This is a genomic window from Arthrobacter sp. ISL-28 (assembly GCF_018613875.1).
In the GTDB taxonomy this organism is placed as follows: Bacteria; Actinomycetota; Actinomycetes; order Actinomycetales; family Micrococcaceae; genus Arthrobacter.
Map to the genome: position 1 here is coordinate 48,994 of NZ_JAGGPJ010000006.1, position 22,786 is coordinate 71,779.

General features: G+C 65.2%; 25 protein-coding genes. 15 read left to right on the forward strand and 10 right to left on the reverse strand.

Annotated features, from left to right (window positions below; all coding sequences use genetic code 11):
• Positions 1–9: 9 nt before the first annotated feature.
• Positions 10–600 carry a heme-binding protein gene (locus J7E80_RS04180; protein ID WP_215050228.1) on the reverse strand — a complete coding sequence of 197 codons (591 nt, stop codon included), beginning with the start codon at positions 598–600 and terminating at the stop codon, positions 10–12.
• A 217-nt stretch (positions 601–817) separates the two neighbouring features.
• Here J7E80_RS04180 and J7E80_RS04185 point away from each other — a divergent pair, with 217 nt between their 5' ends.
• The 3 genes from J7E80_RS04185 (at position 818) to J7E80_RS04195 (ending at position 3,105) form a co-directional block, all read left to right on the forward strand.
• Positions 818–2,035, forward strand: a complete 1,218-nt coding sequence (locus J7E80_RS04185; RefSeq protein WP_215050229.1) for a sensor histidine kinase — start codon at positions 818–820, stop codon at positions 2,033–2,035.
• A complete protein-coding gene (locus tag J7E80_RS04190) occupies positions 2,032–2,658 on the forward strand; it encodes a response regulator transcription factor (protein ID WP_215050230.1) in 627 nt (208 codons plus the stop codon). Before J7E80_RS04185 ends, J7E80_RS04190 begins: the two co-directional genes overlap by 4 nt.
• Positions 2,659–2,793: 135 nt before the next feature.
• A complete protein-coding gene (locus J7E80_RS04195; protein ID WP_215050231.1) occupies positions 2,794–3,105 on the forward strand; it encodes a hypothetical protein in 312 nt (103 codons plus the stop codon).
• Between the two features lie 124 nt (positions 3,106–3,229).
• On the opposite strand, the gene J7E80_RS04200 is transcribed toward J7E80_RS04195, so the two are convergent.
• The gene (locus tag J7E80_RS04200; protein ID WP_215050232.1) at positions 3,230–4,153 is read right to left on the reverse strand and encodes an AraC family transcriptional regulator; all 924 of its coding nucleotides are present in this window, start codon (positions 4,151–4,153) and stop codon (positions 3,230–3,232) included.
• Between the two features lie 267 nt (positions 4,154–4,420).
• On the opposite strand from J7E80_RS04200, the gene J7E80_RS04205 reads away from it, so the two are divergent.
• From J7E80_RS04205 to J7E80_RS04230, 6 genes are all read left to right on the forward strand, one after another.
• Positions 4,421–5,770 carry a sugar ABC transporter substrate-binding protein gene (locus J7E80_RS04205; RefSeq protein ID WP_215050233.1) on the forward strand — a complete coding sequence of 450 codons (1,350 nt, stop codon included), beginning with the start codon at positions 4,421–4,423 and terminating at the stop codon, positions 5,768–5,770.
• Between the two features lie 65 nt (positions 5,771–5,835).
• On the forward strand, positions 5,836–6,804 hold the full coding sequence (locus J7E80_RS04210; RefSeq protein WP_215050234.1) for a carbohydrate ABC transporter permease: 969 nt from the start codon (positions 5,836–5,838) through the stop codon (positions 6,802–6,804).
• Entirely contained in the window at positions 6,801–7,754 is a 954-nt protein-coding gene (locus J7E80_RS04215; protein WP_215050235.1) for a carbohydrate ABC transporter permease, read from the forward strand. Before J7E80_RS04210 ends, J7E80_RS04215 begins: the two co-directional genes overlap by 4 nt.
• A 63-nt stretch (positions 7,755–7,817) precedes the next feature.
• Complete coding sequence (locus tag J7E80_RS04220) at positions 7,818–8,876, forward strand: NAD(P)-dependent alcohol dehydrogenase (RefSeq protein WP_215050236.1); 1,059 nt, start codon at positions 7,818–7,820, stop codon at positions 8,874–8,876.
• Between the two features lie 274 nt (positions 8,877–9,150).
• Complete coding sequence (locus J7E80_RS04225) at positions 9,151–9,354, forward strand: cold-shock protein (RefSeq protein ID WP_013599688.1); 204 nt, start codon at positions 9,151–9,153, stop codon at positions 9,352–9,354.
• A gap of 191 nt (positions 9,355–9,545) precedes the next feature.
• Entirely contained in the window at positions 9,546–9,704 is a 159-nt protein-coding gene (locus J7E80_RS04230) for a hypothetical protein (protein WP_215050237.1), read from the forward strand.
• Here the strand turns inward: J7E80_RS04230 and J7E80_RS04235 are convergent.
• Entirely contained in the window at positions 9,701–10,834 is a 1,134-nt protein-coding gene (locus J7E80_RS04235; RefSeq protein ID WP_251036459.1) for an acyl-CoA dehydrogenase family protein, read from the reverse strand. The two genes, J7E80_RS04230 and J7E80_RS04235, sit on opposite strands and share 4 nt — an antisense overlap.
• Before the next feature lie 204 nt (positions 10,835–11,038).
• Here J7E80_RS04235 and J7E80_RS04240 point away from each other — a divergent pair, with 204 nt between their 5' ends.
• Positions 11,039–12,814, forward strand: coding sequence for an AMP-binding protein (locus J7E80_RS04240; protein ID WP_215050238.1), 1,776 nt, complete (start codon positions 11,039–11,041; stop codon positions 12,812–12,814).
• A 3-nt stretch (positions 12,815–12,817) separates the two neighbouring features.
• Positions 12,818–13,324: a MarR family winged helix-turn-helix transcriptional regulator gene (locus J7E80_RS04245; protein ID WP_215050239.1), complete on the forward strand. Its 507-nt coding sequence runs from the start codon at positions 12,818–12,820 to the stop codon at positions 13,322–13,324.
• Positions 13,325–13,373: 49 nt separating this feature from the next.
• On the opposite strand, the gene J7E80_RS04250 is transcribed toward J7E80_RS04245, so the two are convergent.
• Positions 13,374–14,075, reverse strand: a complete 702-nt coding sequence (locus J7E80_RS04250; RefSeq protein ID WP_215050240.1) for a PAS and ANTAR domain-containing protein — start codon at positions 14,073–14,075, stop codon at positions 13,374–13,376.
• Between the two features lie 2 nt (positions 14,076–14,077).
• On the reverse strand, positions 14,078–14,422 hold the full coding sequence (locus J7E80_RS23675) for a DUF1508 domain-containing protein (protein WP_251036460.1): 345 nt from the start codon (positions 14,420–14,422) through the stop codon (positions 14,078–14,080).
• 340 nt (positions 14,423–14,762) lie between these two features.
• Between J7E80_RS23675 and J7E80_RS04260 the strand changes: the two genes are divergently transcribed.
• Both J7E80_RS04260 and J7E80_RS04265 read left to right on the forward strand, forming a co-directional pair.
• Positions 14,763–15,086, forward strand: coding sequence for a helix-turn-helix transcriptional regulator (locus J7E80_RS04260; protein WP_215050241.1), 324 nt, complete (start codon positions 14,763–14,765; stop codon positions 15,084–15,086).
• Positions 15,087–15,256: 170 nt separating this feature from the next.
• On the forward strand, positions 15,257–15,520 hold the full coding sequence (locus J7E80_RS04265) for a hypothetical protein (protein ID WP_215050242.1): 264 nt from the start codon (positions 15,257–15,259) through the stop codon (positions 15,518–15,520).
• A gap of 63 nt (positions 15,521–15,583) precedes the next feature.
• Here the strand turns inward: J7E80_RS04265 and J7E80_RS04270 are convergent, their stop codons facing one another.
• The 5 genes from J7E80_RS04270 to J7E80_RS04290 form a co-directional block, all read right to left on the reverse strand.
• Positions 15,584–16,339, reverse strand: coding sequence for a type II CAAX prenyl endopeptidase Rce1 family protein (locus J7E80_RS04270; RefSeq protein ID WP_251036462.1), 756 nt, complete (start codon positions 16,337–16,339; stop codon positions 15,584–15,586).
• A gap of 62 nt (positions 16,340–16,401) precedes the next feature.
• Entirely contained in the window at positions 16,402–17,181 is a 780-nt protein-coding gene (locus J7E80_RS04275) for an enoyl-CoA hydratase (RefSeq protein WP_215050243.1), read from the reverse strand.
• 41 nt (positions 17,182–17,222) lie between these two features.
• Positions 17,223–18,185, reverse strand: a complete 963-nt coding sequence (gene mmsB / locus J7E80_RS04280; protein ID WP_285291807.1) for a 3-hydroxyisobutyrate dehydrogenase — start codon at positions 18,183–18,185, stop codon at positions 17,223–17,225.
• Positions 18,178–19,287 (reverse strand): enoyl-CoA hydratase/isomerase family protein, encoded by a 1,110-nt coding sequence (locus J7E80_RS04285; RefSeq protein ID WP_215050244.1) that lies wholly within the window; start codon positions 19,285–19,287, stop codon positions 18,178–18,180. The genes mmsB and J7E80_RS04285 overlap by 8 nt, the downstream gene beginning before the upstream one ends.
• Positions 19,287–20,786, reverse strand: a complete 1,500-nt coding sequence (locus J7E80_RS04290) for a CoA-acylating methylmalonate-semialdehyde dehydrogenase (RefSeq protein ID WP_215050245.1) — start codon at positions 20,784–20,786, stop codon at positions 19,287–19,289. Before J7E80_RS04290 ends, J7E80_RS04285 begins: the two co-directional genes overlap by 1 nt.
• Before the next feature lie 259 nt (positions 20,787–21,045).
• Here J7E80_RS04290 and J7E80_RS04295 point away from each other — a divergent pair, with 259 nt between their 5' ends.
• Together J7E80_RS04295 and J7E80_RS04300 are read left to right on the forward strand one after the other, a co-directional pair.
• On the forward strand, positions 21,046–21,852 hold the full coding sequence (locus tag J7E80_RS04295) for an exodeoxyribonuclease III (RefSeq protein ID WP_215050246.1): 807 nt from the start codon (positions 21,046–21,048) through the stop codon (positions 21,850–21,852).
• 30 nt (positions 21,853–21,882) lie between these two features.
• Positions 21,883–22,785, forward strand: a complete 903-nt coding sequence (locus J7E80_RS04300; RefSeq protein ID WP_215050247.1) for a hypothetical protein — start codon at positions 21,883–21,885, stop codon at positions 22,783–22,785.
• Position 22,786: the final 1 nt, after the last annotated feature.

A 22,786-nucleotide genomic window follows, 5' to 3' on the forward strand; every position in this document is an offset into this window, starting at 1 on the left:
AAGCCGAGCCTACTCAGCAGCGCCCGAAATGGCAGCGGCACCGGCGGCCGCGCAGGCTTCGTCTAGCTTGCCGTCAGGTGCGCCGCCCACGCCGATCCCGGCCACGGAAACGCCGTTGACCTTGAGCGGGACCCCGCCAGGCAAGAACAGCGTGCCGGGCAGGTCTGCGATGCTGGGGCCGCTGCCTGTGATGCGCTTGGCGAGTTCACTCGTCGGAACCCCGAAGGCGGCAGCGGTGTAGGCCTTCTGCTTCGCGGATTCGATGGTGTGCTCGGCGGCGTTATCTCCTCGGAGGACGGCCTGGACTGTGCCGAAGCGGTCCACCAGGGCCACGCTCACGAACGGCAGCTTGTCCGCCTGGCATTTGGCAAGCGCTGCGCCCACGGCCTTTGCTGAGGCGCCGATGCTGATCCTGTTCTGCGAAAGGACGCTGTCGGCCACCGGCTGAATATCCGCGACCGGTACAACAGCAGGCGCCTCAACCGGGGCGGAGGCCGGCACCGGCGCAGCTGTCCCGGCGTTGGCGGCGGCGGTTGCACCCGCCGTGAGGACGAGTGCTCCGGCTGCGGCGGCGGCAAAAACCTTGTTGGACTTCTTCACGGCAGTTCTCCTGTATGGCGCTGGACCTCAGCCGAAACTCGGCGGCTGAGTCGGGTACGTTTCCATCGTGCCGTCAGTCGGGAAGGCACACATCGGGCCTTCGGCGGGGCCTGGCTCCGCCATAAGGCCAGCCGTATCAGCCAAAAGGCTGAGAGACCAGCAACGGCGCCGGCAATAGCATGGTGGGTAGCACTCCCTCCACCGGAAACCGGATCCCATGCCTACCCCAACCACCGGCCCCGCCCCGGCCACCGCCCCCGAAAATCTGCCAGGCCACGCAGCAACAACAGGCGCCCTCGGCAGGATCGACGCCGCCGTCCACCTTGGATTCGCAGTCCTGTTGGTGGCTTCGGCGGTGCGTTATGTGATGCGCCACAGCCCGGCGGACAATCTCTTCGTCCTGGCTCTGGCAGCAGCCGCCTGCATTCTCTACACCGTCATCGCAGTGCTTGCCCAGCGCCGGCGCCCCTGGGCTGTCTGGATGTTTGTCCTCGTGGGGCTGTGGGCCGTGCTGGTCATCGCTGCGCCGAGTTTCGCCTGGTGTTCCTTCGCGCTCTTCTTTCTCTGCCGCACGGCCTTCACGGGTGCTGTGGGCTATGCTGCGGCGGGCGCGACGACAGCCGCCACCGCCGTCGGCCTGTTCCGGCTCAGCAACGGCACCGACCTTGCCATGCTGCTCGGCCCGCTCGCCGTCGGCGTCATGCTGACGCTGATCTATGACCGCATCGAGCACGACGCCGCGGAGCAGCGCCGCCTCCACGCTGAAGTATCCCTGGCCGAGGGACAGCTGGCGGCCAGCGAGCGCCGGGCGGGCACCATCGCCGAACGGGAGCGCGTGTCCCGCGAAATCCACGACACTGTAACGCAGGGCCTGGCCAGCAGCCTGCTGCTCCTGGAGGCGGCGAACCGCTCGTGGCCGTGCCCCTCATCCCGGGAGGACCTCGACCGGGCCACCGAGCTGCTGCGCGGAAACCTGTCCGAGACGCGCAGCCTCGTCCACGAACTCGCCTCGCCCGGGCTCGACAATTCGCCCCTTCCCACGGCAGTCCTGCAGGCGGCGTCCCAGTACGTCCCCGGGGCCCGGCTCCTGGTCACTGGTGAGCCGCGGCCCGTTCCGGCCGACATCCGCCATGCCCTCTTGCGGGTGGTGCAGAGCGCGGCGGCGAACATCCAACTCCATGCGTCCGCCACGACCGCAACGGTGACGCTCGGTTTCCTCCCGGACGCCATCACCCTGGATATTTACGACGACGGCACGGGCTTTGATCCCGAAGCGGCAGCACCGCCGTCGGACTCGGGGGGATACGGGCTGAGGGCCATGCGGCAGCGGGTGGAGCAGCTGGGCGGCGTATTCTCGGTGGAAAGCGCACCGGGCGATGGGACCATCGTGGCCGCTCAGCTCCCGGTGCAGCGGGCCCGTCAGGAGGATGCATGAGGTCAATCACCGTACTCCTCGTGGACGATCATTTCGTGGTCCGGAGCGGGCTGAAAGCCCTGCTGGGCACCCAGCCGGACATCCAAGTCGTGGCCGAGGCGGCATCGGGCGAAGAAGCCCTGGCGATGGTGGAGGAACATTCCCCTGCCGTGGTGGTGATGGACCTGGCCATGGGCGCCGGGATGGACGGCATCGAGGCCATCCGGAGAATCCGCGAGCGTAACGGCAGGCAAGCGGTCCTCGTGTTCACGACGTACGATTCCGACGCCGACATCGTCCGGGCGGTGGACGCGGGTGCCATGGGCTACCTGCTCAAGGACGCCGCCCCGGAGGAGATCTTCGCCGCAATCCGTGGCGCCGTTCAGGGCAAGAGCGTGATGAGCGCCCCGGTGGCCTCCCGGCTGTTCCAGCAGCTGCGCAACCCCGACGAAGTCCTGACGCCGCGCGAGGCCGAGTTACTGAGCCTCCTGACCGAGGGGCTCAGCAACCGGGAACTCGGCCAGCGGCTCTTCATCTCCGAGGCCACGGTCAAGACACACCTGGCCCACATCTACGCCAAGCTCGGGGTGGAGACCAGGGCGGCGGCAATCGCCACCGCCATCCGTCGGGAGGGCATGCGCTAGGGCCTGCAGCTGCTGGGGCCAAAGCTGCTGGGACCGCGGGACGAATCCGCGCTCCTCCATGCCGGGCTATTGCGGGAGCGCGGACCGCGGTCTACGGTGATCGGCATCATCATCCACCACCGTCAAGGAGTCGTCATGGCCGGGTTTGTTCAGATCATCGAATTCCAGACCTCCCGCATCAAGGAGATTGAAGAACTGGGCCGCCCTTCAAGGACTGAAGGGAGCACGCCGCCGACGTTCCGCCACATCATGGCCACCGCGGACCGGGACCGTCCGGGAACCTACCTCACTATCGTGGAATTCGATTCGTACGACTCGGCCATGGAAAACTCCAGCCGGCCGGAGACGTCCGAATTCGCCGCGAAAATGGCTGCCCTCTGTGATGGGGATCCCGTCTTCCGCAATCTTGATGTGATGTGGGAGGACAAGGGCGAGGACGTCCCTTAGGGCGAGTCGGGGGCGGACGGATCGAGGCGCAGGAAAAGGGCTGGCCGGAGGCACCATCACGAGGCTGCGCAACGGGCCGACCGCCTGCCCGGACCGTGACGGTGCACGGGTGCCGCCGGGACGGTTACTTGGCCGCCCGCGACCTGTACTCGCGCGGAGTTGCTCCGGTTTCGTTGAGGAACTGCCGGTTGAAGTTGGAAAGATTGGAGAAGCCCACCTCGTAGCAGATGGTGGAAATCGCCATATCGCTGCGTTCCAGGAGGCGGCGGGCATGCGCCAGACGGAGCTTCCGGACCAAATCGCTGAAATTCTGTCCGGTTGCCCGCTTAAAGTATTTCGAAAAGGTTGGCTCGGTCATTCCGACCAAAGCGGCGGCCTCAGACATCCTGATAACCCCGGCGTGGTTGGTGAAGACGTATTCGAGCACGATGTCCACGACGGCAGCCGCTTGGCTGTCCAGCTGCGGCCTGAACCATTCATCCGCCAAGTACCGTCGCTCCGGTTCCGGGGCCCGGACGAGGGTTGTGAACAGTCCAATCAGATGATGGAGCCGTTCCAGGCCGTGGGATGCGCCCATGGCCTCAATCGTTTCCGCTGCTCTTGCCGCCGATTGCCCAAGGAACTGGATACCCCTGGCGGACTCCTCAAGTAGCTGCTTCGCCTCGTCCAGTTCCGGAAGCAGCGCAGCACACTGGTGAAACCATTTGCCGTCGAACTGAATAACGGCGTCGCGCCGCTCGATAAGCTCGCCGGGGTCCAGGTCGCTGACCCAGTCGTGAGGCAGCCCCGATCCGATGAGCGCAACATGGCCTGCCTCGAACGTCCCGATATGGTCCCCGACGATGAACTTGCCGGTCCCTTTCCTGATCAGGTGGATCTCATACTCGGGATGGTAGTTCCACCGCGCGATCGCGCTGGGGTAGTCATGTTCATGCCAGCGCACCGAGTGATGAGGATCGGCCGGTATCACTTCACGGTCGGCCCGCATTCCCAAGAGCCGCTCGGCCAGCCGTGCAGTGGCGTCCTGCTTGGAGGCGGCAGCGTCCATGGATACTCCTTAACAGGGCGCAGACAGTTATGAAATCTGGACGGACGGACGGTCCTCTCCCCCAAGGATACCGCTCCTCTTGCCGAAGCCACTGGAAAATTAGTATCAAAACCCAGCAAGCAGCGTGCTAGTTGCGCGGGCTCCTGATCCCTAACGTTGAAGTACAAACACCCCGTGGGACACAAGTCCCACCACTTCCAGTCCCGGACAACGCAGCTGTTGATCCGTGCACTGGCCCCCATGAAGCCAAGAACAAAGGAGTCCTTAATGCGCCCAAAAATACGCGTCGCAGCACTGGCCGCAGGTGCCCTGTGCATCGCCCTTTCCGCCACAGCCTGCTCAGGTGCCGGCGGCGGAAGCGCCGCGGGTGAGCAGAACAGCGTCAATGTCCTGATGGTGAACAACCCGCAGATGGAGGACCTGCAGAGGCTGACGGCGGATAACTTCACTAAGGAAACCGGGATCAAGGTGAACTACACCGTGCTGCCGGAGAACGACGTCCGGGCCAAGATCAGCCAGGAGTTCTCCAGCCAGGCCGGCCAGTACGATGTGGCGTCGCTGTCCAACTACGAGATCCCGTTCTACTCGGAGAACGGCTGGCTGGCGCCGCTCGACAGTGTGGCCAAGGACGCCGAGTTCAACCAGGGGGACATTCTTCCGGCTTACACGGCATCCCTTACGGGCAAGGACGGCAAGCTTTACGGTGAACCGTTCTACGGGGAGTCCTCGTTCCTGATGTACCGGAAGGATATTTTCGAGGCCAAGGGCCTGACGATGCCGGAGAAGCCGACCTGGGACCAGATCGCCGATCTGGCAGCGAAGGCCGACGGCGCGGCGCCGGGAATGAAGGGCATCTGCCTGCGCGGCCAGCCGGGCTGGGGCCAGGTCTTCGCGCCGCTGACCACCGTGGTGAACACCTTCGGCGGCACCTGGTTCGACAAGGACTGGAACGCGAAGGTCAACTCCCCCGAATTCACTGAAGCGACCGAGTTTTACGTGGACCTTGTCCGCAAGCACGGTGAGGCCGGCGCTGCGCAGGCCGGGTTCACCGAGTGCCTGAACAACATGAGCCAGAGCAAGGTTGCCATGTGGTACGACGCCACCTCCGCAGCAGGCGCTTTGGAAGCCGATGCCTCCCCGGTGAAGGGCAAGATCGGCTACGCCCAGGCGCCGGTGAAGAAGACGGATTCTTCGGGCTGGCTGTGGACCTGGTCCTGGGGCGTCCAGGCAGCGTCGAAGAAGCAGGATGCTGCCGGCAAATTCATCGCCTGGGCAAGCTCGAAGAAGTATGAAGAACTCGTGGCGTCCAAGCTGGGCTGGGCGAAGGTTCCGTCCGGGAAGCGCATCTCCACCTATGAGAACGCCGACTTCCAGAAGGCCGCGCCGTTCTTCAAGGCCGAACGCTCTGCCATCGAGAACGCGGATCCGAAGAATCCCGGCGTGCAGGAGCGCCCGGTCGTGGGCATCCAGTTCGTCGGCATTCCCGAGTTCGCTGATCTGGGCACCACTGTCTCCCAGGGTGTCAGCTCCGCCATTGCAGGGCAGGGATCCGTGGCCGATGCGCTGGCCAAGGGCCAGGAAGCCGCTCAGAAAATCGGCGACAAGTACAAGAAGTAACCACCAATCCACCAATGGTCCGGTGGCCCGCCCGATGGCGGGCCACAGCACCGCAGGAGAACATCATGACTACCGCAACAGCGCGCGTCGCCGGTCCCGGACACAGCGCACCCACACCTTCCAAGAACGCCAGATCGCGTGAACGCGCACTGGCCTGGGCACGGCGTGCGCCGCTGCTGCCGGCCCTGATCTTCCTCATCATCGTCACCCAGCTTCCGTTCGTGGTGACCCTGATCATTTCGTTCCTGAACTGGAACAGCCTCCGCCCGGACCAGACCGGGTTCGCCGGCTTCGACAACTACGTTCAGGTCCTCACCAACGCCGACCTGCGCCAGGCCATCTTCACCACCATCGTCCTCACGGTCTCCGTGGTCCTGGCCAGCCTTCTCATCGGCCTGGGACTGGCCCTGCTGCTGGATAAGAAGTTCATCGGCCGCGGCCTGGCCCGCACCCTGCTGATCGCACCGTTCCTCGTGGTCCCGGTCGCCGCCGCCCTGATCTGGAAGCACGCCCTGCTGAACCCCACCTACGGGCTGATCAACGGGATCCTGACCTGGATCTGGTCCCTGTTCGGCAGCGACAGCGCGCCCCAGCCGGACCTCCTCTCCCAGGCGCCCCTGATGGCCGTCATCGTGTCGCTGGTCTGGCAGTGGACGCCGTTCATGATGCTCATCCTGCTCGCCGGCCTGCAGTCACGACCCATGGACACCGTCGAAGCCGCCCAGATGGACGGCGCCAGCCCCTGGGATATATTCACCCACCTCACGCTGCCGCACCTGCGCCAGTACCTGGAACTCGGCGGCCTGCTCGGAGCCATCTACATCGTGCAGAACTTCGACGCCGTCTTCACCCTCACCTCCGGCGGCCTGGGCACGGCCAACCTGCCCTACGCCATCTACCAGACGTTCTACTTCGCCAACGAATACGGCCTGGCCTCCGCCGCCGGCGTCGTGGTGGTCATCGGCACCATCATCGTGGCGACCTTCGCCCTCCGCACCGTTTTCTCGCTCTTCAAGAAGGAGGCAGCACGATGAGCACCCTCACCCCAGCCGCGCCCAAGAACTCCGTCCCCGGCCCGACCGCCCTGAACACCGGACCCCGCCGCCGTGGCTTCGCCTGGTTCGGCTTCAAGATGTCCGGCCGTGGCAAGTCCCGGATGGACCCCACCCGGAACAACACCGCCGCGGGCGCCGCGGCCTGGGCCCTGGCCCTGCTCTTCGCAGCGCCGGTCCTCTGGATGATCCTGACGTCCTTCCACTCCGAGACGGACGCCGCAACGAACCCGCCCTCGGTCGCTGCGAATCTCACCCTGGACGCCTACAAGGAATTCTTCGGGGCCAGCTCCGGGGTCAGCCCGTGGCCGCCGCTGATCAACTCCGCGACCGCCTCGATCCTGTCCACCGTCCTGGTGCTGGCCCTGGCCGTCCCGGCCGCCTATGCGCTGTCGATCCGGCCGGTGAAGAAGTGGACCGACGTGATGTTTTTCTTCCTCTCCACCAAGATGATGCCCGTCGTCGCCGCCGTCCTGCCCCTGTTCCTCTTCGCCAAGACCGCCGGCGCCCTGGACAACATCTGGTTCCTGATCCTGATGTACACCTCCATGAACCTGCCCATTGCCGTCTGGATGATGCGCTCCTTCCTCGCCGAAGTACCGGTGGAAATACTCGAGGCATCACAGATCGACGGCGCCAGCCTGCTCCTGACACTCCGCAAGATCATCGCCCCCGTAGCCATGCCCGGGATCGCCGCCACCGCCCTGATCTGCTTCATCTTCAGCTGGAACGAACTCCTCCTGGCCCGGGTCCTCACCGGCGTCGTCGCCGGCACCGCCCCGGTCTTCCTGACCGGCTTCGTCTCCAGCCAAGGACTGTTCCTGGCCAAGGTCTGCGCCGCCGCCGTCGTGATCTCCCTCCCGGTACTGTTCGCCGGCTTCGCCGCCCAGGACAAACTCGTCCAGGGCCTCTCCCTCGGCGCCGTCAAGTAACGCGGTCAAGTAGCGCCGTCAAATAGCCAACCCCTCAACTCCGACTTCCAGAGGATTACTTCAATGACCACACCCACCGCACAGTCCCCCGCGCTCGGGGCGGAAGTACCGGCCACCATGCGGGCCGCCGTCCTGAAACGCCAGGGCGACATGGCCATGGAAACCCTGGCCATCCCGCAGCCCGGGCCCGACCAGGTCCTGGTGCAGGTCGCCGCCGTCGGCGTCTGCGGCAGCGACGTCCACTACTACGAACACGGCCGGATCGGCGACTACGTCGTGGACCACCCGCTGATCCTCGGCCACGAACTCTCCGGCCGGATCACCGCCGTCGGTACCGCCGTTGACCCCGCCCGCATCGGCCAGCGCGTCGCCGTCGAACCCCAGCGCCCCTGCCGCACCTGCAAACAGTGCAAAGCCGGCCGCTACAACCTCTGCCCCGACATCGAGTTCTACGCCACCCCGCCGATCCACGGCGCCTTCGCCGAATACGTCACCATCCAGGCCGACTTCGCCTACAACATCCCGGACAGCGTCAGCGACGAGGCCGCAGCCCTCATCGAGCCGCTCTCCGTCGGGCTCTGGGCCTGCGAACGCGCCGAAATCAAGCCCGGCAGCCGGGTCCTGATAGCCGGCGCCGGCCCGATCGGGATCATCGCCGCCCAGGCCGCCCGCGCCTTCGGCGCCACCGACATCTACATCACGGACATCGCCCAGGACCGGCTCGCCTTCGCCCTGGAACACGGCGCCACCCACGCGCTCAACCCCAAAACCGACAGCGTGGACGGACTGGACGTGGACGCCTTCATCGACGCCTCCGGCGCCCCGCAGGCCGTCCGCTCCGGCATCAAAGCCGTCGGACCGGCCGGAAGGGTCATCCTGGTGGGTCTCGGAGCCGACGACGTCGAACTCCCCGTTTCGTTCATCCAGAACCGGGAGATCTGGCTCTCCGGCGTGTTCCGCTATACCAACACCTGGCCCCTGGCCATCCAGCTCATCGCCGACGGCAAGGTGGACCTGGACATCCTCGTCACCGGCAAATTCAGCCTCGCCGAAGCGGAAGAAGCACTCACAGCGGGCAAACAGCCCGGACAGCTCAAAGCCGTCGTCTACCCAGGCCGCTGATGAACGCTCGGGAAGCGGCCCTGCCTCGGCCGCCTGGCCACACAGATGCACCAAAATCATGCATCGAAAACTAGAAATCTGTCCATCGAATCGAGGAAAAATCCGTCCGATGCACCGTTTTGGGCGGAATTTCCCGTGACGGAAGGGACAGATGATGACGGCAGCTATTGCACGCTCCGCGCGCTGCCCATAGGTTTGAGACAGCGGAAGACAGTCTCCGCATCTGCCTGCCGTCGGAGCAGGACCAGAAAAAGGGTTACAAAGGAAGTTAGCAATGGCAACAGGCACAGTTAAATGGTTCAACGCCGAAAAGGGCTTCGGCTTCATCGCTCCGGATGACGGATCAGCAGATGTTTTCGCCCACTATTCGGCAATTGCCAGCAGCGGCTACCGCTCCCTGGATGAAAACCAGAAAGTCGAATTCGATGTGACCCAGGGTCCCAAGGGCCCGCAGGCTGAGAATATTCGCCCGCTGTAAGCTTAGACAACTGCCCGGGACATGCTGTTAAGCACGTCCCGGGCAGTTTTTTGCGCTCTGCGGACCCAGCCGCATCGCCGGACGCCGGAAGTTCCGCCACCCTCGGGCATTTCTGCACCGCATTCCCCCTGTTCCAAGCCCCAACGGGCCCGTCATCCCGTGCCTGCGCGTCCTGCCGGCGCGGCAAACTGGTGCAGAACTGCCGGGTTGTCGTACTCCAAGGGCCAGACCGGATCGAAGCCGCGGCCCGCAAAGCCGCGGCCCGCGAAACGGCGGCCCGCGAAACGGCGGCCCGCGAAGCGGCAAAGACCGAAGCGGCAAAGACCGAAGCGGCCCCGCACGCACGCTAAACGAAGGCCGACTTCCCGGTGACCGCCCGGGCCACGATCAGCGAGTTGATCTCGTAGCTGCCCTCGTAGGTGTACAGGATTTCGGCGTCCCCGAACAGCTTGCCCATCTCGAAGTCGCTGCTGATGCCGTTGCCGCCCAGCAGGGAACGCCCCATGGCAACCGAGGAGCGGGCCAGCCGGGTGGTGGTGGCCTTGGCCATGGCGGCCTGGGCCATCTCCAGCTTGCCTTCCTCCTGGATCCGGGCGAGCTGGACCATCAGGGCCAGGGACGCGGAGGCATTGCCCAGGATCTCGGCGAGCTGCTGTTGGATGAGCTGGAAGCGGGCCAGTTCCTTGCCGAACTGCCGGCGCTGCAGGGAGTAGGAGCGGGCGACGTCGAATGCGGCCAGCTGGATCCCGGCGCCCTGCCACCCCACCCAGGCACGTGAATCCCGCAGGAGCGCGTTCGCCTTGGAGAAATCCGTGGCTCCGGGGAGCAGGTTGGTCTCCGGTATCCGGACGTTATCCAGCAGAATGTCGGCGTTCTGCATGATCCGCAGACCGATCTTGTTCGAGATCTTGGTGGCGGAATACCCGGGCCGGTCGGTCTCCACGATGAAGCCCTTGATCTGCTGGTCGGCCTCATCGCGGGCCCAGACGAGGGCAAAATCAGCGATGGTGCCGGCTCCGATCCACCGCTTGGCGCCGCTGATCACCCACTCGCCATCCTCAAGCCGGGCCGTGGTGGCCAGGCCGCCGGCAATGTCCGATCCGTGGTCCGGCTCGGTTAGCGCGAAGGCTCCCAGCTGGGTGAACGCGGTCAGCCCGGGGAGCCAGCGCCGTTTCTGTTCGTCGGAGCCGAGCTCATGGATCATGCCCACAATCAGCTCGTTGTGAATGCCGACCAAGGCGGAAAGCGACACGTCGGCGCGGGCCACCTCAACGTACATGAGGCCCTTGAACAGCTTGGACGTGCCGTCTGTCTGCAGCCCGCCCAGCCCGCGCTTCCCCATCTCGGCCAGCAGCCCGAACGGGAACTCCTCGCGGTTCCAGTAGTCGATGGACTGCGCCCGGACGCTGGCCTGCAGGAATTGCCGGATGTCCAGGTAGCGCTTCCGCTCGTCGGGAGCGAGCAGGTCCGCGATGTACATGAGGTCGGCGTCGGGAAAGGGAGGTGCCGGCGCCGCAGGACCGGGCCCCACGCCCGGCACCGTCTCACCAGATGATTGTCCGCTGTCACGTCCTTGTGGCTGCACGGGCACAGTCCCTTCGCTCTTTCAAACCCTTGGATGTCCTAGTATATTGCAGAGTGATATGGATCACTAGGATGTGCATCCCAAGGCGAAAGGTGCCCCATGACAGTCACTGATGACTTCCGTGCAGCACGCGACCAACTGCTGGCCCTGCGCGAGGACTACGGGCAGGCTCGTAGCAGCTTCCGGTGGCCACAATTCGAGGAGTTCAATTTCGCGCTGGACTGGTTTGACGCCGTCGCGGCGGATCCGGCTACAGGCGGCAATCCCGCGCTGGTGATCGTCGAACAGGACGGCTCGGCCACGCGCCGTAGCTTCGCGGAGTTGTCGGCACGCTCAAACCAGGTGGCCAATTGGCTCCGCGGCCAAGGAATGCAGCGCGGGGACCGGATGATCATCATGCTCGGCAACCAGGTGGAGCTGTGGGAGCTCATGCTGGCAGGCATCAAGCTGGGCATCGTGCTCATTCCCACCACCACGCTGATGGGCCCGGCTGATTTGAAGGACCGCGTGGAGCGCGGCGAAGCGGCATGGGCCGCCGTCGGAAGTTCCAACATCGGAAAGTTTGCTGAGGTTCCGGGGAACTACACGCTGATTGAAGTCGGCGATGCCGGCGCCGGAACGCCGGCCCCGGGCGCCCTGCAGTACGCAGGGTCCGCAACATACCCCGTGGATTTCGCCCCCGACGCCCCCACGAAGGCCGACGAGACCCTGCTCCTGTACTTCACCTCGGGCACCACGTCCAAGGCCAAGCTCGTGGAGCACACGCACACGTCGTACCCGGTGGGGCACCTCTCCACGATGTACTGGATTGGCCTAGAACCCGGCGACGTGCACCTGAATGTGGCCTCCCCAGGGTGGGCCAAGCATGCTTGGTCGAACGTGTTCACCCCGTGGATCGCCGAGTCCTGCGTCTTCATCTACAACTACGACCGCTTTGACGCCCGTGCCCTGATGGAGCAGATGGACCGCGAGAAGGTCACCAGCTTCTGCGCCCCGCCAACGGTCTGGCGGATGCTCATCCAGGCGGACCTCACGCTCCTTAAGAATCCGCCGGCCAAGGTGGTGTCCGCGGGAGAACCGCTCAACGCCGAGGTAATAGGGCAGGTCCAGCGGGCCTGGGGCCAGACCATTCGCGACGGCTTCGGCCAGACCGAGACCACGGTCCAGGTGGCCAACACCCCGGGCCAGCCGGTCAAGACCGGAGCCATGGGCCAGCCGCTTCCAGGTTACGACGTGGTTCTCGTCGACCCCGCCACCGGAGAAGAAGCCGACGACGGCGAGCTCTGCCTGCGTCTGGACCCCCGCCCGGTGGGGCTCATGAAGGCGTACTACGGCGATCCGGAAAAGACGGCGGACGCTTTCCGCGGCGGTTACTACCACACAGGCGACATGGCCAGCCGGGATGAGCGCGGCATCATCACCTACGTTGGGCGAGGCGACGACGTCTTCAAGTCCTCCGACTACCGGCTGTCCCCGTTTGAGCTGGAGAGTGTGCTGATCGAGCACCCGGCGGTGGCGGAGGCCGCCGTCGTCCCCTCCCCGGATCCCGTCAAGCTGTCTGTCCCCAAGGCGTTCGTGGTCCTCGCGGCCGGCCATGAGCCGGGGCCGGAGCTCGCGGAGGAGATCCTGCGCTACTGCCGGGACCACCTGGCGCCCTTCAAGCGCATCCGCCGGATCGAATTCGCGGAGTTGCCGAAGACGATTTCCGGCAAGATCCGCCGCGTCGAGCTGCGGCACAGCGAGGAGGTCCGGCACGGCGCCCCTGATTCCGGCACACCTGTCTCCGGCACCTCCGCCTCCAGCACCCGCGTCCCCCAGGGCCTGGGTACGGAATATTCGGAAGCTGACTTTCCCGGCCTGAAGGGCAATGGATGAGCCATGGGAACACCACTGCCCCGCGACCCCATCGGCGACGCCCAGCGGAACTGGGAACGCCACGGCTGGGGTGACGTCGCCGCGCCCATGGCCGCCATCACGGCGATCATGCGCACGCAGCAGATCCTCCTGGCCCGCATCGAAGGCGCGCTCAAGCCCTTCGGCCTGACCTTTGCCCGCTACGAATTGCTCGCCCTGCTCAGTTTCGCCCGGAGCGGCGCGCTGCCAATGAACAAGGCGAGCGCCCTGCTCCAGGTCCATCCGACGTCGGTGACCAACGCCGTCGACCGGCTCGAAAAGGCTGGCTTGGTGGTCCGTTCACCGCACCCCACCGACGGGCGCACCACACTGATCGAGCTCACTACCGAGGGGCGCACCATTGCCAAAAGGGCGACGGCGGTACTCAACACCGAGGTGTTCAGCCGGTCCGGCTTCGCGGACAGCGAGGTGGACCAGCTGATCAGGATCCTGGGCAACTTCCGCCGCCAGGCAGGGGACTTTTCCGGGTGATCCCGGACCTGCCGGGTTCTCGCCGGTGCGCACACCTGAGGCCCTACACCTAATGGCCCGGCACGGCATCCCGTCCCGCGCCACGCCCGGATGGACGGTGCAGTTCCTCCACGAACGCGTCCAGCAGGGCAATCTGATGGGGATCGTTGGCAAGCTGCACGAGGTCCGCGGCGGTGCTGGCGACCTTGATGTTGGTGTGCTGGCTGTGGGTGGCAAGCAGGTTGAATGCGGCATCTGAGCCAATGCGGAGGATCCCCATCAGTATGCCCTTGGCCTGTTCTATGGTGCTTCTTGTGCCGATAGCGCCTTCCACAGCCTCCCGGGAAGCCCGTTCCGTCTCCGAATGAAGCGTACGGGTGAGATCGATGATGAAGCCGTCCACTGACCGCAGGACACCGTCCTCCACTACCGCCTCCCCTGCTGTAAGGACGCGGTGCTCGCGCAGCCGGGAGTCAATCAGCCGGTGGTAGCTGCAGAAATATCCTCCGGAAACGCACGCTGAGACGAACACCTCCCGGCAACGGTCACGGTCCTCGGGATGCTTATGGGAATACAACAGTTCAATAGTGGGCACGATCTCCCCGCGGCAGTACCCATGGAGGGCATAGAGCTCATCGGACCACTGGAGATCCTGGGACTCGGCATCGTAGCGGAACGTCCCGGCAGTGCAGCCCGCCTCCCCCAAGGCACTGGAATACGTCGTTACGCTCTTCGGCTGGTTCGCTCCGTTAGCCGCCCCCTGTTCGGTCATAGTCAAACGCCAGGCGAGTGTCCGTTGGACGCCGAGGAAACGAGGGACCGGTGCCCCGAAATCTTCAGGGCCAGCCGCGTATCAGGGCGGACCGGAAGCGCTCGCCTCATCCCGGGACCTGCCCCGCTTGCGGAGACCGTGGCCGGGTGGTTCGGCGCCTGGCGGCCGGGCGGTGCCGCTGAAAGCTCGCGCACGTGACCCATGCCCGCGTATTCGCGCACCGCTGCAATCCCCTCCACCGCGGCGGCCTTATCCGGGAAAGCCCGGGATACCGCCATTACGGTCCCGTCCGGGGCCGTAAGCTGAAATCTGAATGAAGCGTCTGCATCAATGAAAAGTTCGAACATGCCGGCCACAAAGTCCTCCTCGATCAAGAGAAATACCAGGCTTCCGATGACACCGTCGGCACCGGAAGCAGTCGAAGGGTTCCTTCATCACGCCGCAGATGATGGAGGGCGCGAATTGATGAATTTATGAAATTGTGAACTACTTGGACGCACTTGGCAAGGGCAGTCCACACTTGGACCGTCCCTGCAAGGCGCCAGTGCGCGGTAATGATGAAGGATTGCGAACGAGGTAATCGGCGCAGGCTGGGGATAGACCACTCCGTCTCTAGACTGGTATCTAGGCGCCGGTCGTTCGTCGGCGCCTGTATCGGCCTGGGACTGCAGCGGAGGAAAATCCACGATGGATGACATGCCAGGTGCCCTGGTCCTGTCCGATGTGAAGGCAGACCTCTTCAAGTCGATGAGCCACCCCGCGCGGGTCCTTATTCTGGAGATGCTGGTTGAAGGACCCGTGGCCGTGAGCCGTCTGCGGGACGACACTGGCCTTGAGGCCTCAAACCTGTCCCAACACTTGGGAATCCTCCGGCGACAGCGGCTGGTCATCCCCTCCCGCAAGGACGGCCGCCTGTTCTACGAGCTCTCCTGCTCAGATGTGAGCGGGGTCCTCGAAGCAGCTGGCGGGCTCCTTGGCTCCGCGGGCTTGCTATCGGCAGCCTCCCGCTGATCGAGGTGCCCGGGTCCGCCGCTGATCTAGCCTGCCGAGTTCGAGGCTCGCCCTGCGGATCCGCTTCTTTCGCTGATCGACGTCGGAATTTCACCTGCCGTTAACGGCCGCAGCTTAGCGTTGCCATTTCAGGTACGCGTGGGGATGTACCGGGTGAGAAGGGAATTATCGTGGCCGACATTGCAGCTGTGCTGGGGCGTCTTACGCCTGACGAGCTTGAAGAGATCCGGTCCGCGGGACCGCGGGGCCACCTGAGCCGGCAGATCGTGCAGGCGCTGGACCGCGCCGCAGGAGGGCCTGGCTTGGGCCGAGGCTACTACGTGCCGACAGGCAGTGTCAGCGCCACAGGGAGCCCACACCAGGTGCTTCGGAGCGACGTAGCGGCGTGGCTTTTCGGAGCCCATGCACAGGCTGAGGCGACGAACCAGGTCTAGCTCGGTCAGCGCGCCGCCGGTTGAGCCCCTTGATCTCGATAGGCCCGATCCGTGGTCAGCGGCTCAGTACAGGAAGATGTCGAACCAGGCCCGGTTGTGGGCGTGGAGCAGGACGAGGAAGAGCACGAAGTCGAACAGCAGGTGGACGGCCACAATGTAGGAAAGCGACTTCGTAATCGTGAAAATGCGCGCCTGAAGCAGCGCAAACGGGAAGATGAACAGCGGCGCCCAGGCACGGAATCCCAGCTCCCACAGGAAGGACGTAAACAGCACTGCCTGCAGGAGGTTGGCCTGCCAGTCGGGCAGGTGACGGCGCAGCAGCGCGAAGCACGTGCAAATGAAGAACAGCTCGTCCCATATGCCCAGTGCGTTGGTTCCGATGAAGAGCCGCGCGATGCCGTCGGGGTCGTGCACCGCCGGCCAGTTGGCATAGACGCCCGTCCGAATCATGTACACGGGCAGCACGGCGTAGCCAAGCACCAACACAACAGGCAGATACCACTTCTCTCCGCGCGTCCACTTGTTCCCGGTCATGACCGGAAACACCACGGCGTGCTCCTTGGTGACCCAGCGCGACACTGCATAGGGAATCCCCACGGCCAGGATCATGGCGGAACCCATCACGAGCATGTGTTCCGTGCTGACGTCGGTGGTAATGGGAACTGCGCTGATCACTGAGATTCCGGCCGCAATGAGGACCAGATCCCGGAACAGCGCCCGGTCAACGAGCGCGGCGACCACCAGCGAAGCCGCCAGGAGAGCGTAGCCGGGAACAAGTTGGTGTAGCGCAAACAGGATGAAGCCGGACAGCGACATCATCGCGGCGGGAATCACGCGCAGGGAAGTCCCCTTGACAGTGCGCTGCACGGCAAGGGGGGTGTTCACCGGTGCCTGAACTCCGGCTGGCGCTTCTCCGAGAAAGCCGCCATGCCTTCTTTCTGGTCCTCGGTGGCGAAGAGCGAATGGAACAGCCGGCGCTCAAACAGCACCCCGTGGGCAAGACCGGTCTCGAACGCCGCGTTGACCGCTTCCTTGGCCAGCATGGCGGCGGGTTTGGATTTAGAGGCGATGACCTCGGCGGCCTTCAGGGCCTCCTCCACGGTGTCCGCGGCCGGCACCACCCGGGAGACCAGTCCGGAGCGCTCCGCCTCTTCTGCGTCGACAAACCGGCCGGTCAGGATCATGTCCATCGCCTTGGCCTTGCCCACAGCGCGGGCAAGCCGCTGGGAGCCGCCCATTCCAGGCAGCACTCCAAGATTAATTTCGGGCTGGCCGAACTTCGCGTTGTCCCCGGCGATGATGAAGTCACACATCATCGCCAGTTCGCAGCCCCCGCCCAAGGCGAACCCGGAAACCGCCGCAATCAGCGGAATCCGCAGCCTGGTGAGGTCTTCCCAGCCGCGGAACCAGTCGGCGTCGTACATTTCCATGTAGCCCTTGGAGGCCATTTCCTTGATGTCGGCACCGGCCGCGAAGGCCTTCCCCGAGCCGGTGATTACCACGGCGCCCACCTCGGGATCCGTGTCCATCGCAGACACCGCGGCTACGAGCTCATCCAGGGTCGCCTTGTTCAGTGCGTTCAGTGCCTCCGGCCGGTTCAGGGTCACGAGTCCCACGCGCCCGCGGCGCTCCACCAGAATGTTCCCGTACTCCTGCGTCATGCGTGCCTCTCACGTGGTTGGTTCTGCTACCAAAACTAAGCCTACTTAGCGGATTTGTCGCGAATGTCGGTAATAATGCCGGAGAAATCCCTTCCGGCTCCGCCTTCGGCGGCGAAGGCATCGTAGATCTCGGAGGCCAGCGGGCCCATGCGGGCGGCAACCCCGGTGCTTTGAACCGCGTTCAGGGCCAATTTGAGGTCCTTCGCCATTAGTGCCCCGGCAAATCCTGGCTGGTAGTCGCGGTTGGCCGGGCTGGTGGGCACCGGCCCCGGAACGGGGCAGTTCGTGGTCAGCGCCCAGCACTGGCCGGACGCTGCGGAGGCGACGTCGAACAGCGCCTGGTGCGTCAGCCCCAGCTTCTCGCCCAGCACGAACGCCTCGCTCACCGCGATCATGGACACGCCCAGGATGAGATTGTTGCAGATCTTCGCCGCCTGGCCTGCGCCGTGGTCCCCGCAGAGGACTGCGCGCTTGCCCATCACGTCCAGCAGGGGCCGCACCGTCTCAAAATCCTCCGGCAGCGCGCCCACCATGAAGGTCAGCGTGCCGGCTTCGGCTCCCACCACGCCGCCGGAGACCGGCGCGTCCACCGAGCGGTGCCCGGCGTCAAGGGCCAGTCTGGCCGCCTCCCTGGCCTCGTCGACGTTGATGGTGGAGCAGTCCAGGAACATAGTGTTCGGGCCTGCCGCCGCGAGCAGCCCGGGCCGTTCATCCGTGCCCTGGTAGGCGTCCAGCACGTGCTGCCCGCTGGGGAACATGGTCAGGACCACGTCCGCTCCGGTCACGGCCTCGGCGGCGCTGCCGACGGTGGGGACGCCATGCTCACGCGCGGCGTCGAGGGCCGCGGGCACGACGTCGAATCCAGCCACGGTGTAGCCGGCCTTCACGAGGTTGACCGCCATGGGTCCGCCCATGTGCCCCAGCCCCAGGAACGCAATGTGTTCCTTCCTGCCCGCAGAATCGTCTGCGGCTCCTGCATCGTCCGGTGTCGCTTCGTCAGGCATGATCCGTCTCCCTTTCCAACAGAACCAGCTCCTTGTCCCCCAACGGCGCAAAGTACCGCTCGACGTCGTCCGCGTGCACGTCCGACAGCGTGGGCGGCCGCCATCGCGGGTTACGGTCCTTGTCCACCACCTGTGCGCGGATCCCTTCGCGGAAGTCATGTCCGCTGAGGCAGCGCAGGCCCACCCGGTATTCCTGTGCCAGCGCCTCGTCCAGGCTCAGTCCACGGACCCTGCGCAGGGAGGCGAGCGCAACCTTCACCGCCGTGGGTGATTTCGCCTCGATGGTGTCTGCCGCTTCTGCCGCCTCGCCTCCCGCTACCCGCAGCCGTCGGAGGATTTCCTCGGCGTCGTCCACCGCATAGCTGGGGTCGATCCAGTCCCGCTGCGCCTCCAGCCTGGAGGCGGGCGGCTTTTCGGCGAAGCGTCCGACGGCGGCTTCCGGCCTTTCGTGTTCCAGCGCCGCCGCGAGGTCGGCGAGCCTTCCAGACGGGACAAAGTGGTCCGCGAGGCCGAGGAACAGCGCATCTGCGCCGTCCAAATGAGCCCCGGTCAAGGCCGCATGCGTGCCCGCTTCCCCCGGCGAGCGCGACAGCAGCAGGGTGCCTCCGACGTCGGGTACGAACCCTATGGTGGTTTCCGGCATGCCGGTCCTGGTCCGTTCGGTGACGATGCGGACTGAACCGTGGGCGGAGATGCCCACGCCGCCGCCCAGGACGAGCCCGTCCATGAACGCCACATACGGCTTGGGGTAGCCGGAGATCAGTGAGTTCAGCCGGTACTCCGCTTCCCAGAAGCCGGCGGTCTCGTCGCCGCCGGCGAGGATATCCCGGTAGATGGCTACGATGTCTCCGCCCGCGCACAAGCCCCGCTCACCGGAACCCTGCACCAGAACGGCGGCTACGCCGTCGTCGTCTGCCCAGGCGACAAGCCGCTCCAGCATGGCAGCCACCATGCCGGCATTCAGTGCGTTGACGGCCTTGGGCCGGTTCAGCGTCATGACGCCGAGGTGGCCACGCTGTTCAAACAGCACTTCTCCGTCGGTGTGACCTACGCCGGCGGCTATGGATTGGGAGCCTTGGGAATCGGCGGTCTGTTCCGTCATCAGCTTCCTTCCGGCATGTGGAAGCTGACGCCCTGGCGGATACCGGAGGGCCAGCGGGTGGTCACGGTCTTGGTCTTGGTGTAGAAGCGGAACGCGTCGGCGCCGTGCTGGTTCAGGTCACCGAAGCCGGACGCCTTCCAGCCGCCAAACGTGTAGTAGGCGATGGGCACCGGGATGGGCACGTTAATTCCCACCATTCCCACCTGCACGCGGCTGGCGAAGTCGCGGGCGGCGTCCCCGTCGCGGGTGAAAATGGCCACACCGTTGCCGAACTCGTGCTCGCTGCAGAGGCGGAGGGCTTCGTCATAGTCCGGCGCGCGGAGGATGCTCAACACCGGACCGAAGATCTCTTCCTTGTAGATCTTCATGTCCTTGGTGACGTTGTCGAACAGCGTGGGCCCGACCCAGAAGCCGCTGTCGTAGCCTTCCACCGTCAGTCCGCGGCCGTCCTCCACCAGGGTGGCGCCTTCGTCGATGCCGGACTGGATGTAGCCCTCGATGCGTTCCTTCGCAGCTGGGTTCACCACGGGCCCGAAGTCCGAATCCTTGTCCAGGCTGTGGCCCACTTTCAGGCCCTTGATCCGTTCCTGGAGCCGTGTCACGAGCCGGTCTGCGGTGTCCTCCCCCACCGGAACAGCAACGGAGATGGCCATGCAGCGTTCCCCGGCGGACCCGTAGCCCGCACCGATCAGGGCGTCGGCAGCCATGTCCAGGTCCGCATCCGGCATGATTACCATGTGGTTCTTGGCGCCGCCGAAGCACTGGGCCCGCTTGCCGTGGGCGGCGGCGGTCGCGTAGATGTATTGGGCGATGGGCGTGGAGCCCACGAAGCCGATGGCCTTGACCCGGTCGTCCTCGAGGAGCGCATCCACGGCCTCCTTGTCGCCGTTGACCACGTTGAACACGCCGTCCGGTACGCCGGCCTGCGAGTAGAGTTCGGCCAGCCGCAGCGGCACCGACGGGTCACGCTCGGAGGGCTTGAGGATGAAGGCGTTGCCGGCGGCGAGGGCGGGTCCGGACTTCCAGAGCGGGATCATGGCCGGGAAGTTGAACGGCGTGATGCCCGCGACCACGCCCAGAGGCTGGCGCATGGAATGGACGTCGATGCCGGAGCCCGCATTGTCGGAGAACTCGCCCTTGAGCAGGTGGGGCGCACCGGCGGCGAATTCCACGACCTCGATGCCACGCTGGATGTCCCCTTTGGCGTCGCCAATAGTCTTGCCGTGCTCCGAGGAGAGCAGTCTGGCAAGCTCCTCCAGATTCTCGTTCACGAGGTCGACAAATTTGAGCAGGATGCGCCCACGCCGTTGGGGGTTCATGGCGCCCCATTCGAGCTGGGCCTTCTCCGCGCTGGCAATGACGTTGCGGACCTCCTCGGCACTGGCCAGCGGAAGCCTTGCCTGGACCTCCCCGGTACAGGGGTCATAGACGTCGCTGAACCGGCCGGAGGTGCCGTCGACCCTGTGGCCGTCAACGTAGTGGGATAGTTCGCGAACCATGATGGAATGCTCCTTTGCATGTGACCCAGGTCATCTTGGAGCTGAATATACTCGGAGTTCCTACTAAATTCCAGAGTCCAAAAATCGTAACGGACACCCCTGCACCGATGGCGCGTATCGCCGTCGTGGGGCACTTTGACGGGCTTTCACGGCGTGGCGTCTCCTTCTCCCGGCGTGTCCGTGCCAAAGTGCCCCTGTTCTGCGGGCACTCCCCCTTGCGCCCCATTCATCCCGGCCCCAAGTTCGGTAAGTTAGGACTGTGAAGATAGCTACCTGGAATGTGAACTCCCTCCGTGCCCGTGCCGACCGTGTGGAGGCCTGGCTGCGGCGCTCTGACTGCGATGTCCTTGCCATCCAGGAAACCAAGTGCAAGGACGACAACTTTCCGTGGGAGCTGTTCGAACGGATGGGCTACGAGGTGGCGCACTACGGCCTCAACCAGTGGAACGGCGTGGCGATTGCCTCCCGGGTGGGGCTCGACGACGTCGAACGCGCCTTTGTGGACCAGCCCGTGTTTGGCAAGGCAGGGGCGGACCCGATTCAGGAAGCGCGTGCCATGGCGGCCACCTGCGGCGGCGTCCGGGTTTGGAGCCTGTACGTCCCCAACGGCCGCGCCCTGAATGACGAGCACATGCCCTACAAGCTGAAATGGCTGGACACCCTCAAAAACGTCGCGGCCGGCTGGGTTTCCGACAATCCTGACGCGCAGATCGCCCTGATGGGCGACTGGAACATCGCTCCCACGAACGACGACGTCTGGGACATCGACCTGTTCCTCACCCAGGGGTACACCCACGTCAGTGAACCTGAGCGCGCGGCCTTCCAGGCATTCGAGCAGGTGGGCTACGCAGATGTGGTCCGCCCATACACCCCCGGTCCCGGTGTCTACACCTATTGGGACTACACGCAGCTGCGCTTCCCCAAGAAGGAAGGCATGCGGATTGACTTCATCCTGGCCTCGCCTGCCCTTGCCGCACGGGTAACCGGAGCCTCCATTGACCGTGAGGAGCGCAAGGGCAAGGGCGCCTCTGACCATGCCCCCGTGCTCGTGGAGCTGGCCGACTGATGGGGACATATTCATGACAGGCAGGCATTCATGACGGGAAGCCTTTACCGCGGGCAGGCCGGCCTGCCGTTCTCGTCCACGCTGCGGGTCTACGAACCTCTGGACGCCTTCCCCGAGGACCAGCGTCCGGCGCTCAAGGCCGCCGGCGAGCGGGCGGCGTCCCGCGCCGCCGTCGAGAACGCCGAACTGCTGGCGTCGTTGGGACGCATTACCCGGCCCGGCGGCGACCCGTTCCCGACCGGGCGGACCGACCTGGTGCGCGTGACCCGGGCGCCGGGCGTGCCGGTGGCGGACGAATCCAACGATTCCGCCGCAGCCGAAGAAACGTCCGACGGCGCTGCGCTCCTTTACTGCCCCAGCCAGCTTGTGCTGCGGGCCGGCCTGGCGGCTAACGCGCTGATGGAGGGAATCCACGGACCGCTTGCTGAGCTCCTGATTCCGGAACAGCAGCGGGACAGGCATCAGGAACGAATCGACCTGGTCAGCGCCCGGGAAGGCGCCACCCGGGTGCACACCAGGGCGTCCACGTGGGGCATCCCCTTCAGCTGGTTCTCCCTGTTCCTTGAGTCTGATCCGCAGGAAGTGGTGGAGGCCGGCGGCCGGATCCTGACCGTTCGCGTCTGGGCACCGATAGGCGAAGCCCTCGACCGGCTGCGCTACGCCGTGGCGAACCTGGCGCTGGCGGCCCCCGACCTCGATATGCTCGACGACCTCACCCAACTCACCGAGTGGCTGGAGCTCTTCCACGCTGATTCCATGGTGGAACTGGACTACGGCGCAGTGGCGGATAAGGTGTATCCGGATGAATCGCCCATGGACGTGCGCCTTGGCATTGAGTGCCTCGCCGAAGGCGACATGACCGGCGCCGCCGCCGCATACCGCAGGCTCGCATCACGCTGGATCCCCATCCGTCAGCTGGCGCGGGCATCCTGAC